The following is an 11,444-nucleotide window of genomic DNA, read 5'->3' on the forward strand; positions in this document are numbered from 1 at the left end:
CATTTGCAATTCTCTTCGGATCATCTCCATGGCAGATGCCGGGGATGTTGTGGCATCCGCCAAAAGTCGTTCCACGGAGGCGCGCCCGCATCGCTAGAGTCGGGGCATGGCTGATGAGGCAACGGGAACAGGGGCGGAAACGGGATCCGTACGCGTGGACGCGTGGATCTGGTCCGTGCGCCTGACGAAGACCCGCTCGACGGCGGCGACCGCCTGTCGGGCGGGGCACGTGCGGGTCAACGGGGAGCGCGCCAAGCCGGCGCAGCCCGTACGCGCGGGTGACGAGGTCCGGCTCTTCCACGCGGGGCGCGAGCGGATCGTCGTGGTCCGCCGGCCAGTGTCCAAGCGGGTGGGCGCGCCGGTCGCCGCCGAGTGCCTGATCGACAAGAGCCCGCCGCCACCGACGCCGGTCGAGGCCGCGGCGGTCGGCATCCGCGACCGAGGCGCCGGCCGCCCGACGAAGCGCGAACGCCGGGAGATCGAAACCTTGCGCGGCCGCCCGTAGCCTCCGGCGGAGCCAGGGCGCACGGCCCCGGGCCGCCAGGCCCCGAGGCTCTGGCGTACGGCTTCGGGGCTGGCGGGCCTGGCGTACGCTGGCGGTTCTGGCGGTTCTGGCGGTCCTGGCCGGGCTTGCGGGCTTCGGGCCGGGGGTCAGGTCTTGCGGTAGGAGTATGCCTCGGCTGCGGCCGATTCGACTGCCGGGAGGGGGGCTCCCGCGGAGGCGGCGACCACCGCCGCCACCGCGCCCTCCAGGAAGGGCGCGTCCACCAGCCGGGACCCCGGGGGGAGTTCGTCATCCGCCAGCAGTGCTTTGACCGTGAGCACGGAGCTGCCGAGGTCCGCCAGGAGGGCGATCCCGGCGCCACGGTCCACCTCGCGAGCGGCCGCGAGGATGCCCTCCGCGTTCGTGCCGAGGCCGCCGTCGGCCGTTCCGCCCGCCGCCGCCACCGGGGCCATGGGGGCGTGCGGGCCGCCCACCGCGAGGCCGCGCGCCAGATCGGCCACCGCCTCGGCGACCCGGGCGCTGTGCGACACCAGCACGATGCCGACCAGGCCGGGCTCCGCGCCCCCGTCCGCGCCCGTCACCGCGGGCCGTCCGACGCGTCCGCCACGTCCGCCAGCGCACCGAGGATCAGCGCCGACGAGGTCGCACCCGGATCCTGGTGCCCGATGCTCCGCTCGCCCACGTAGCTGGCCCGGCCCTTGCGCGCCCGCATCGGTACCGTCGCCTGCGCCCCGTTGTCCGCCGCGTCCCCGGCCGCCCGGTACGAGGTGCTCAGCGCGGCGACCCCCGGCACGAGGGCGTCCAGCATGGTCTTGTCGCCCGGCGCGGCCCCGCCGAGCTGGGCCACCGCGCCCACCCCCGCGTACAAGGCCTCGCGCAGCTCGTCGTCGGAGACCTCGGCGTCCTCCCCGAGCTCCTTGCCGGTGCGGCGCAGCAACGTCCCGTACAGCGGCCCCGAGGCGCCGCCGACGGTCGAGATCAGGGTCCGCCCGGCGAGCTGCAGCACCGCGCCCGGCGTCGCCGGAGCCTCCGTGTCCAGGGCCGCCCGTACGGCGACGAAGCCCCGCAGCATGTTGCTGCCGTGGTCGGCGTCCCCGATGGGGGAGTCGAGCTCGGTCAGCCGGTCCGCCTCGCGCTCGACCGCTGCCGCGGCGGCCGCCATCCATCGCCGGAAGAAGTCTGCGTCACGCACCGGATCTCCTCGCCTCGCGAACGTGTGGCCGGTCCCACCGCCACCTTAGGCCGTGTCACCGGCCCCAGCGCAGTGCGGCGGTCTGCACGGGTGCGTCCCCCAGGCGCCGGAGTTCTCCATCGGCCCGGCACAGGGCCACCGAGCAGCCGGCCGTGTCGAGGGAGGTGACGTGGTTCCCGACCAGCGTCCGGGCGACGGGTACGCCGCGTGCGTCCAGTACCCCGCGCGACCTCGGCGTGGAACCCGTGGGGCTCCAGCAGGGGTGTGGCGCCCATCCCGTTGACCAGGGCCAGGGCCGGCCCGTCGGCAGCGTGCGGTGGTTACAGGAACCGGCGGATGGGGATGACGGCAAGCTCTCGCAGCCGTTGCGCCGCAGAGCGGCGGTTCCAGCGCGCTGGATCCATCTTCTCGCTGGCCTGCAAATCCTCGTCGAAGTGGCGGTCCAGGGTTGCGGTGAAGTCTTCGTCCAGGACCGCGAGCATGACCTCTTCGTCGTGGTCCAGGGAGCGACGGTTGAAATTGGTGGAGCCGATGAGTGCCGCGATCTGGTCGACGGTGATGACCTTGGCGTGCATCATCGTCGGCTGATATTCGAAGATCTTCACTCCGCAGGCCTGGAGGTCCGCGTAGAAGTTCTGACCGGCCAGCCGGCAGACCCGCTTGTCGCTGTGGGGGCCAGGCAGGAGTATCTCGACCTCGACCCCCCGACGTGCTGCTGCGCACAGCAGCTCGATGAAGTGGGCGTCCGGGGCGAAGTAGGCGGTGGACAAGCGGAAGCGTTGCTGGGCGGATTCGATGGCGACCCGGATCAGGGTCTGCATGTCCTGCCAGCCGATGCTGGCCGAGCCCCTGACCACCTGCACCACTGCCTCGCCCTGCGGCGTGTGGCCGGTGAAGCGGTCCCGGTCGTCGAAGAGGGTGTCGTGGCACTCGGCCCAGTTCTGTGCGAAAGCGGCGGCAACGCCGTCCACGGCGGGCCCGCGCAGCTGGGCGTGGGTGTCGCGCCACTCGTTCTCGTTGCGGGCGTTGCCGCACCATTCTTCGGCGATGCCGACTCCGCCGGTGAACGCCGTCTGTTCGTCGACGACAAGCACCTTGCGGTGGCAGCGGTGGTTCTGCTTGAGCGGGGAGAGGTGGAGGGGCTTGCGGAACCACGCCACCTCGGCCCCGGCGTCCTCCATCAGATCGAGCAGGTCCTGTTCGATGAGCCGGCTGCCGAAGCCGTCCAGCAGCAGCCGTACCCGGACGCCCGCGCGGGCCCGGTCCGCCAACGCCTGGGCGAACTGGCGCGCTATCTCGCCGCGCCAGTACACGAATGTCATCATGTCGACGGTGTGTTCGGCGGCGCGGATGCTGTCCAGCATCGCCGGGAAGATCTCGTCCCCGTTGCGCAGGGCAAGCAACGCGTTTCCTTCGGTGGCGGCGATCCCGATCAGCCGCTCGAGGCGGCGCCGCATCCGCTGTTTGCGCTCGGCCACCGGCAGCACCGGCGCGGCGTTCGTCCCGCCGGGCAGATGCGACCTGCTGGTTGCACTCGTCATGACTCCACCTGACCGGTCGGGGAAGACCGCCCCGCACGTCCGGCAACCGCCGGGGCGAGCCGACTGTACACAGCCGCCAGACAGCGAATGGGCGGGGGCCTCCCCTCATCACAGCGGCGCCGGACATCGCCCACGGCACCATCCGGCTGTTCCGCACTCGCTCAGCTCGCGCCCGGGCCTGCGACCCGTATCCGCACGGTGCAGGGCGCCCGCCCGTCCGGCCCCCGTCCTGTTCGAGACCGATTACCTCTCCGTCGAACACGCGAAAATCTATGTTGGCCGAAGTAGACATTCGGCGATGGCCTGGCTATGGTTTCTCTCGTAGTCCAGAGAGACAGCAGGGCCCGGCAGAGATGAACTGCCGGGCGCAGTGCCCGCAAGTGCAGTACGCAGGACGGTGCGGCGGTGGAGTTCCGAAGCCAGGGTTGTTGCAGCACGGCGACGGGGCTGACGACCGGACCGGGTGGCTCGCAGTGATCAGGGGCCGCCGTGAGCAGTACCAGCAGTACGCAGTTTCCAGCTGGGTAAGTGGTTGATCACCGAGGGAAGAACGGAGGAGCAGCGCCATCAGGATCGCCCGGGCGGAAGTCGTGAGCCTGGGTACCGCAGGACATCGATAGTGAGGTGGTCTCCGGTCGAGCAACTGCGATCCCCGCACCCCCGGCATCGTTCAAGTCGGGCATGCGGAAACAGAAGGCCGGCTCAGAACTCGCGTCGGCAGATGGTGTAGAAGTTCCTTCGGGGCCCTGGTGCCGTACGGCACCAGGGCCCCTCCACGTGTTTCAGAGAGAGGTGCAATGACAGCAGAGAATCCGACAGGCCCGCTCGGCGGCCACCTGGACGACGACGACTACCCCGCGTACACCATGGGTCGTGCCGCCGAGATGCTCGGCACCACCCCGGGCTTCCTCCGCGCCATCGGCGAAGCGCGTCTGATCACGCCGCTCCGCTCCGAGGGCGGCCACCGCCGCTACTCCCGCTACCAGCTGCGCATCGCAGCCCGTGCCCGGGAGCTCGTCGATCAGGGCACCCCCGTCGAGGCCGCCTGCCGCATCGTCATCCTCGAGGACCAGCTCGAGGAAGCCCAGCGCATCAACGCCGAATACCGCCGTGCCGCCGGGTCGTCCAGTCCGCCGACCGCGGTCTGAATCGAGCGGGCTCGCCGGTCTCGGCGGGCCGCGCACCCGCGAGCGTCGGGGCGTGGCGCGTGCTCGCTTCCCGTGGGTGACGGTGCGTGGGCGTGTGCCGTCTTCGTCAGCTGTCGTGTTCGGAAGCTCTCTTTGCCCATGCCCTTGGTGTGGGTGTTTTGCTGTGTACCTTTCCCGCCCCGCCCGCAGAACCGCGTGCATCGCGCTCGGCGCGTACGCAAGCATCAGGGCCGCGCAGCTGTTCTGCGCGGCCCTGATTCCGTGGCGAGATGGTGTGCGTGTAGGAGGCCGACGCCGGTTCAGCGTGCCGCAGCGCTTCGAGCGGCGGACGGCAATCACTCTGCCCCAAACGTCGTACCCGGGCTTGTCAATATCTGTCACCGCGATGCAAGGATTTAGCGGTCCATGCGGAGAGAGTTTTTAGCGCAGCGGTCAGGGTGAATTATGCTGGCGTACGCAGACCGCTACGGCATGCTATTGTCGATCTCAGTTGCAGTTGTGGTTCCCAAAACTCAAGCGCCCCCCAGTCGGCCTCCGGCCGATGGAAGCGCTTTATATTTCCGGTCATTTTCCGGGCGGGGCATCATCGCGGCGACACGGCGTCCGTGCAGTGCGGACCCCGATGTACTGCCCCAAAGGAGATATGACATGGCTGCTGGCACCGTGAAGTGGTTCAACACGGCAAAGGGTTTCGGCTTCATCGAGCAGGACGGTGGCGGCCCTGACGTGTTCGCCCACTTCTCCAACATCGCCGCCCAGGGCTTCCGTGAGCTGGCCGAAGGCCAGAAGGTCACCTTCGACATCGCACAGGGCCAGAAGGGCCCGACTGCCGAGAACATCGTTCCCGCCTGACGCTGACACGAAATTTGTAGCTGGGGCCCGCATCCTTCGGGGTGCGGGCCCCAGCTGCAGGCATCTTCCGCACCGGGTTCACCTGCGGGATGCCCAGCACCACCCAGGGGATTTCCTCCAGGATGCAGACCTCTTCGGAGCTGCACCCGAGTCGATGGCCGGAATTTCAGGTCCGGCATCGCCCATTTTCAGTGTCTGTGCCCGCACGTATTCCCTGCGGCCAGATTCACTTTCGCATTCCATTCGGCCCGTCTTGCGATTCCTCGCGCTGCTCTTCTGCTGCCGGAATTCCTTGATACGCGCCGCATCAAGGAAGGTTCTGAATGAACCCCGCACGTACGAACCAGCGCTCCGCTCGCACCCGCAGCCGTACCGGCGGCCCCGCTTTCGGCTCCGCCGCCGTTTCCGGCCGGGGTAGCCGCTTTGGTTCAGCCGCCCCGACCCGTTCAGCCGCCCCGACCCGTTCGGGCGGTCCGAGCCGCTCGGGCGGCTACGGCCGACGGCCCGCAGCGGTGCAGGGCGAGTTCGCCCCGCCGAAGACGATCACCCCCGGCCTCCCTGCCGTCGAGGCCTTCGGCGACCTGGACATGCCCGGGGAGCTGCTGGCCGCCCTCGGCGCGCAGGGCGTGAGCGTGCCGTTCCCGATCCAGGGGGCCACCCTGCCCAACACCCTCGCGGGCCGTGACGTCCTGGGCCGTGGACGCACGGGCTCCGGCAAGACCCTGGCGTTCGGTCTCGCGCTGCTGGCCCGCACCGCCGGGCAGCGCGCCGAGCCCCGCCAGCCCCTCGCCCTGATCCTCGTACCCACGCGTGAGCTGGCCCAGCAGGTGACCGACGCGCTCATTCCTTACGCCCGCTCGGTGAAGCTGCGCCTGGCCACCGTCGTCGGCGGGATGTCGATCGGCAAGCAGGCCGGAGCACTGCGCGGCGGAGCCGAAGTCGTCGTCGCCACCCCCGGCCGCCTCAAGGACCTGATCGACCGCGGTGAATGCCGGCTGAACCAGGTCGCGATCACCGTCCTGGACGAGGCCGACCAGATGGCCGACATGGGCTTCATGCCCCAGGTCACCGCACTCCTGGACCAGGTGCGCCCCGAGGGTCAGCGGATGCTGTTCTCCGCCACCCTGGACCGCAACGTCGACCTGCTGGTGCGTCGCTACCTGACCGACCCGGTCGTGCACTCGGTGGACCCGTCGGCCGGTGCGGTCACCACGATGGAGCACCACGTGTTGCACGTCCACGGCGCCGACAAGCACCGGACGACGACGGAGATCGCGGCGCGCGAAGGCCGGGTGATGATGTTCCTGGACACCAAGCACGCCGTCGACCGGCTGACCCAGGACCTGCTGAACAGCGGTGTCCGGGCCGCCGCCCTGCACGGCGGGAAGTCGCAGCCGCAGCGCAGCCGCACCCTCGCCCAGTTCAAGACCGGGCACGTCACCGTGCTGGTCGCCACCAACGTCGCCGCCCGCGGTATCCACGTCGACAACCTCGACCTCGTCGTCAACGTGGACCCGCCGACCGACCACAAGGACTACCTCCACCGCGGCGGGCGCACCGCCCGCGCGGGCGAGTCCGGCAGCGTCGTCACACTCGTGACGCCCAACCAGCGCCGCGACATGACCCGTCTCATGGCCGCCGCCGGCATCGTCCCCCAGACCACCCAGGTCCGCTCGGGCGAGGAGGCGCTGAGCCGGATCACCGGCGCCCAGGCCCCCTCCGGAGTCCCCGTCACCATCACCGCGCCGGTGTCCGATCGGCCCAGGCGCGGCGCAGGGTCCCGCGGCCGACGCGGTCCCGCTTCGGCGGCCCGGCGCGTGAACGTGCGGCAGTCCGCCTTCAACGCGGCGGCGGCCTGAGAACCACGTGATCAGGAAGTTGACCCATCTCTGCAGGAGGCACGTTTTGACGCTGGTCCAGATGCAACCCCGCTCGGCGAGGGCCAACCCTGTGTACCGGACGGCGGACGATGCCGTGGAGGCGGCCGTCCCGCAGGTCTGTGACGACATGACGGTCGAGGTGGCCCTGTCCGTCATGGCCAGTGCCCGTACGGCACATCTGCTCGTCTGCGACGAGGACGGCCTGTGCACCGGGCTGGTCACCCAGGCCCGGCTCGCCGCCGTCCGTGACGGCGCCGCGTACACGGACCGAGTGCAGCTGCGCGATGTCCTCGGCGACCGCGGGCCGTTCACCTCGCCCCTCACCACGACGGCCGAAGCCGAGCACGCGATGCGCTACCGCCGGCTCGACGCCCTGCCCGTCGTCGACGAACAAGGCAGTGCCCTGGGCGTCCTCGCCCTTGCACGCTGAACCGCCTCACCGCGGTCGGACCGTTCTCCTCCTCCTCTCCCTGTGAGGCACCATGCGCTGCGTCATCGCCCGCTTCCCGTTCGACCTCACGAAGAGCGGGGTCCTGGAAACGATGAAGGGCATCAGGCCCGAACCGATCACCGGCGAATCCGTGACCGTCGGCCGCCGCACCTACCCCGTCAAGCAGGTCGGCCAGGTCGTCACCCGCCAGGACCGGCGTGACTTCAGCGCCGGCGAGGTCGTCCGGGCCATGACCCAGCTCGGATTCACCTGCCACGGCCTTCCCCGGGCCGCCGCGCCCACGCGCGTCCTCAGCCCGCTCCAGCAGGCTTCCGCGATGCTCGGCGTCCCCGTGACCGTCTGACCGACGGGACCGGCGCGAGCCACACCAGCACAGCAATGAGGGACCGACCGGTGCACGCCGGTCGGGCCTTTCCCGCGTGGTGCGGTTCTGGGGACGGCGCAGCGGCCGGAGGAACCGAGATCGCCCAGCACTCAGGCGCTGACCACCTCGATCGCGGCGCCGCACCCCACGTACTCACCCCGCCTCCCTGCAAGGCGTGAGCGCGCACCGCTGGATTCCGGCGGCAGCGCTGATGCTCCAGGCCAACTGACAGGATGACCGATGGATATCCTCCGCAGGAACAACGTGAAGGTCAGCGGATCACCCGGCAGCCCCGTGGTGGTGCTGGCGCACGGGTTCGGCTGTGATCAGAACATGTGGCGCCTTGTTGCCCCGGCGCTGGCCGAGGAATTCCAGGTGGTCCTGTTCGACTACGTGGGTTCGGGCGGCTCCGACGCGTCCGCTTGGAGCGCCGAACGCTACGGGTCCCTGGACGGTTATGCCCGCGACGTGATCGAGGTGTGCGAGGCCCTGGACCTGCGGGAGGTGGCCTTCGTCGGGCATTCGGTCAGCGCGATGATCGGGGTCCTCGCGGCGGCCGCCGCCCCTGAGCGGCTCTCCTCCCTGGTCATGGTCGGCCCTTCACCGTGCTACATCGACGACGACACCTACCGCGGCGGCTTCAGTGCCGAGGACATCGACGAACTGCTGGAGTCGCTCGAGTCGAACTACCTCGGCTGGTCGGCCGCGATGGCGCCGGTGATCATGGGCAACCCCGAACGTCCGGAACTGGGGGAGGAGCTGACGAACAGCTTCTGCGCCACCGATCCGGCCATCGCCCGCGTCTTCGCCCGCACCACGTTCCTTTCCGACAGCCGCGACGACCTGAAGTCGGTGAAAGTACCGACGCTGGTACTGGAATGCTCCCAGGACGTGATCGCGCCGCGGGAGGTCGGCAGCTACGTCCACGCTGCCGTTCCCGGAAGCCGCCTGATCACCCTGGACGCAACGGGTCACTGCCCCCAGCTGAGCGCTCCCGAGGCCACCGCGTCAGCCATCCGTAGGTTCCTGCGGGAGCTGCCGTGATGGGCCGCACCGCACAGAACCCTGAGCGGCCCGAGGGCGAAGAGTCGGCTACCGACGCGGTGTTCTCCTCCCTGCTGGAGGACACCGCCGAGGAACTCTACGAATCGGCGCCCTGCGGCTACTTGTCCACCCTGATGGACGGCACCATCGCCCGGATCAACGGAACGCTCTTGGACTGGCTCGGCCTCACGCGCGAGGAAATCGTGGGCCGCAAACGCTTCACCGACGTCCTCACGATCGGCGGCAAGCTCTACCACGAGACGCACTTCGCGCCGCTCCTGCGGATGCAGGGAAAGATCAGCGAGATCGCGCTGGAACTCAAGGCGTCGGGCGGCGGGCGCCTCCCGGTCCTGGTCACTTCCCGCGTGAAGACGAGCGGCGACGGCGAGCCGATGCTGATCCGCACCACCGTCTTCGACGCCCGCCAGCGCCGCGCGTACGAAGGCGAACTGCTCCGGGAGCGCCAAGTCGCGGAGGAAGCCCGCCGGCAGGCCGAAGCGGACCGGGAGCGGCTGCGTGACGCACTCGCGGTGCTCCAGCAGAGCCTGCTCCCCGCTGCCCTGCCCGCGGTGCCCGGAATGGAAGCGGCCTCCTACTACCACACCGCCTCCGTCGACCGGCTCGGCGGAGACTTCTACGACCTGTTCCCGCTGGACGACGAGCGCTGGGCGTTCTTCCTCGGCGACGTCTGCGGCAAAGGCCCCCAGGCCGCAGCAGTGACCTCCCTGACCCGCTACACCCTGCGCGCCGCCACCCTCCACGATTCCGACCCCATAGCCGCGCTGACCACCTTGAACACCGTGCTCCACGAGCGGTTCACGGGTGGGGACCCGCGCTACTGCACCGCAATCTTCGGCATTCTGGAACCCGACGCCACCGCTGGTACGACAGCCGTGCACCTGGCGTCCGGCGGCCATCCCCCCGCACTCGTCGTGCGTGCGGACGGCCAGGCCGACTACCTCCCCACCCCGGGCGGCCTCCTCATCGGAATCCTGCCCGATCCCCACTTCACCTCTGCCGAGACCACACTCGGCCCCGGTGACTCCCTCCTCCTCTACACCGACGGCCTCACCGAAGCCCGCGTCGGCACGAACCGCGAGCTCTACGGGGAAGACGCCCTGCGCACCTTCACCGCCGGCCTCGCCCATGCCGGGCCACGTGAGCTGATCACCGCCCTCACCGGTCTCCTGGACGGCTTCGGCGAAGGCCTGGACGACGACACAGCTCTGCTCGCCCTTGGCGTGCCACATCCCATCCCCGTTGCGCGAGAGCACGATCTGACATGAGCCTCCTGACGATCACCGCCCGAGACGCCACCACCGGCCCCGTACTGGAAATCGCCGGCGACCTCGACTACGACCAGGCCCCCCGCCTTCGACAGGCCGTGACAACCCTCGGCCTGGAACCAGGACAACGCCTCGTCCTGGACCTCTCCCGCATGCAGTTCTGCGACTCCAGCGGCATCACCGCCCTCATCGCCGCCCGCACCCACGCTGTCGCCGCCCAGGCCGACATCGCCCTGGCGGCCGTCCCCGACAACACGATCCGCATCCTGCGCATCGTCGGCCTCGACCGGGTCTTCACCATCCACCCGGACCTCGACACGGCCACGACACACCGAGACGCAGATTCCCGGCTGCAACCATGACGACGCCGGCCCGGCACCCAGGGGGTGCCGGGCCGGCGCCATCATGTGGGAATGCGATCAGGCGGGGCGGCCGCCGAAGGGGGCGCCGGTGCCGTAGTAGGTGCCCAGCTCTTCCCGGTAGCCGGCGTCGCCGAGGTGCTTGTCCCGGTGGAACTCGGGGGCGGCCTTGATCTGTTCCTTGGTGCGGCCCACGAAGACCTTCTTGTCCTCGGGGTCGATCCTGACGACCGTGCTGGCAGGGAGGAGGACCTCCTTGCCGAAGATCCAGGGGCCGGTGTCCACGACCAGGTAGGCGTCACCGACCTCGTCGGAGTGCTTGTCGACCTTGCCGATGTCCCCGTCGGTCGCCTCGACCTTGTAGCCGGTCAGGTCCGTACCGGTCAGGTGGCCTGCGGTCGGCTGGTAACTCCACACATGTTCAGTCACGCGAAAACAACTCCTCGGTCAATGGGGAACGGAGGGGAAATGCTTCTCCACCGCTCCTCCTTTTTCCGTACGTCACACGCGGCGGGTCTTGCGTTCCGCCTGGACTTCGCTTGCCCCGCTTTCACTGCTTCACGCACCCGGATGGTATGCGGGACCGGGACGGCCGCCGATCGTGGAGGTGAGCAGGTCCCCTGCTGCGTCACGACGACCGCCCCGGCTGTTCTCCGAATGCCCTTGATGTCCGCCTTCACTGGTCATGGGGACACCCGGCCCGCACACGACGACATGGCGGTGGGGGGGGGGCCCCCCCCCCCCCGGGGGGGGGCGCCCCCCCCCCCCCCCGACCGAAAAAAGCCGGGGTGGGCTGTCGAGAACCGCGCCAAGACAAAAAGA

Annotated in this window: 13 protein-coding genes and 1 pseudogene; 9 read left to right on the top strand and 5 right to left on the bottom strand. The window is 69.8% G+C overall.

Annotation, left to right across the window (positions count from 1 at the left end; genetic code table 11):
• Nucleotides 1-106: 106 nt before the first annotated feature.
• Nucleotides 107-505: an RNA-binding S4 domain-containing protein gene (locus AB0D48_RS19290; RefSeq protein WP_362397817.1), complete on the top strand. Its 399-nt coding sequence runs from the start codon at nucleotides 107-109 to the stop codon at nucleotides 503-505.
• A 146-nt stretch (nucleotides 506-651) separates the two neighbouring features.
• Here AB0D48_RS19290 and AB0D48_RS19295 read toward each other — a convergent pair whose 3' ends face one another.
• The 4 genes and pseudogenes from AB0D48_RS19295 to AB0D48_RS19310 all read right to left on the bottom strand — a co-directional run bounded on the left by AB0D48_RS19295 (nucleotide 652) and on the right by AB0D48_RS19310 (nucleotide 3,154).
• Complete coding sequence (locus tag AB0D48_RS19295) at nucleotides 652-1,086, bottom strand: PTS fructose transporter subunit IIA (RefSeq protein WP_362397820.1); 435 nt, start codon at nucleotides 1,084-1,086, stop codon at nucleotides 652-654.
• Complete coding sequence (gene dhaL, locus AB0D48_RS19300; RefSeq protein WP_362397823.1) at nucleotides 1,083-1,697, bottom strand: dihydroxyacetone kinase subunit DhaL; 615 nt, start codon at nucleotides 1,695-1,697, stop codon at nucleotides 1,083-1,085. The genes AB0D48_RS19295 and dhaL overlap by 4 nt, the downstream gene beginning before the upstream one ends.
• Nucleotides 1,698-1,752: 55 nt before the next feature.
• Nucleotides 1,753-2,002 (bottom strand): annotated as a pseudogene (locus AB0D48_RS19305) (dihydroxyacetone kinase subunit DhaK); the annotation flags it as partial.
• A gap of 15 nt (nucleotides 2,003-2,017) precedes the next feature.
• Nucleotides 2,018-3,154: a phospholipase D-like domain-containing protein gene (locus tag AB0D48_RS19310; protein WP_362397874.1), complete on the bottom strand. Its 1,137-nt coding sequence runs from the start codon at nucleotides 3,152-3,154 to the stop codon at nucleotides 2,018-2,020.
• Nucleotides 3,155-4,035: 881 nt separating this feature from the next.
• Here AB0D48_RS19310 and AB0D48_RS19315 point away from each other — a divergent pair.
• The 8 genes from AB0D48_RS19315 (at nucleotide 4,036) to AB0D48_RS19350 (ending at nucleotide 10,625) form a co-directional block, all read left to right on the top strand.
• Nucleotides 4,036-4,386 (top strand): MerR family transcriptional regulator, encoded by a 351-nt coding sequence (locus AB0D48_RS19315; protein ID WP_362397826.1) that lies wholly within the window; start codon nucleotides 4,036-4,038, stop codon nucleotides 4,384-4,386.
• A gap of 648 nt (nucleotides 4,387-5,034) precedes the next feature.
• Nucleotides 5,035-5,238: a cold-shock protein gene (locus AB0D48_RS19320; RefSeq protein WP_362397829.1), complete on the top strand. Its 204-nt coding sequence runs from the start codon at nucleotides 5,035-5,037 to the stop codon at nucleotides 5,236-5,238.
• Nucleotides 5,239-5,561: 323 nt separating this feature from the next.
• A complete protein-coding gene (locus AB0D48_RS19325; RefSeq protein WP_362397832.1) occupies nucleotides 5,562-7,097 on the top strand; it encodes a DEAD/DEAH box helicase in 1,536 nt (511 codons plus the stop codon).
• A gap of 46 nt (nucleotides 7,098-7,143) precedes the next feature.
• Nucleotides 7,144-7,548 (top strand): CBS domain-containing protein, encoded by a 405-nt coding sequence (locus AB0D48_RS19330; RefSeq protein ID WP_362397835.1) that lies wholly within the window; start codon nucleotides 7,144-7,146, stop codon nucleotides 7,546-7,548.
• Nucleotides 7,549-7,600: 52 nt separating this feature from the next.
• Nucleotides 7,601-7,912 (top strand): SCO5918 family protein, encoded by a 312-nt coding sequence (locus AB0D48_RS19335; protein ID WP_362397837.1) that lies wholly within the window; start codon nucleotides 7,601-7,603, stop codon nucleotides 7,910-7,912.
• A 261-nt stretch (nucleotides 7,913-8,173) separates the two neighbouring features.
• Nucleotides 8,174-8,977: an alpha/beta hydrolase gene (locus AB0D48_RS19340; protein WP_362397840.1), complete on the top strand. Its 804-nt coding sequence runs from the start codon at nucleotides 8,174-8,176 to the stop codon at nucleotides 8,975-8,977.
• On the top strand, nucleotides 8,977-10,263 hold the full coding sequence (locus tag AB0D48_RS19345; RefSeq protein WP_362397843.1) for a SpoIIE family protein phosphatase: 1,287 nt from the start codon (nucleotides 8,977-8,979) through the stop codon (nucleotides 10,261-10,263). The genes AB0D48_RS19340 and AB0D48_RS19345 overlap by 1 nt, the downstream gene beginning before the upstream one ends.
• Nucleotides 10,260-10,625, top strand: a complete 366-nt coding sequence (locus AB0D48_RS19350) for an STAS domain-containing protein (RefSeq protein WP_362397846.1) — start codon at nucleotides 10,260-10,262, stop codon at nucleotides 10,623-10,625. The genes AB0D48_RS19345 and AB0D48_RS19350 overlap by 4 nt, the downstream gene beginning before the upstream one ends.
• 57 nt (nucleotides 10,626-10,682) lie before the next feature.
• Here the strand turns inward: AB0D48_RS19350 and AB0D48_RS19355 are convergent, their stop codons facing one another.
• On the bottom strand, nucleotides 10,683-11,051 hold the full coding sequence (locus tag AB0D48_RS19355) for a PRC-barrel domain-containing protein (protein WP_362397849.1): 369 nt from the start codon (nucleotides 11,049-11,051) through the stop codon (nucleotides 10,683-10,685).
• Between the last annotated feature and the right edge of the window lie 393 nt (nucleotides 11,052-11,444).

The organism is Streptomyces sp. NPDC048269 (assembly GCF_040652395.1).
In the GTDB taxonomy this organism is placed as follows: Bacteria; Actinomycetota; Actinomycetes; order Streptomycetales; family Streptomycetaceae; genus Streptomyces.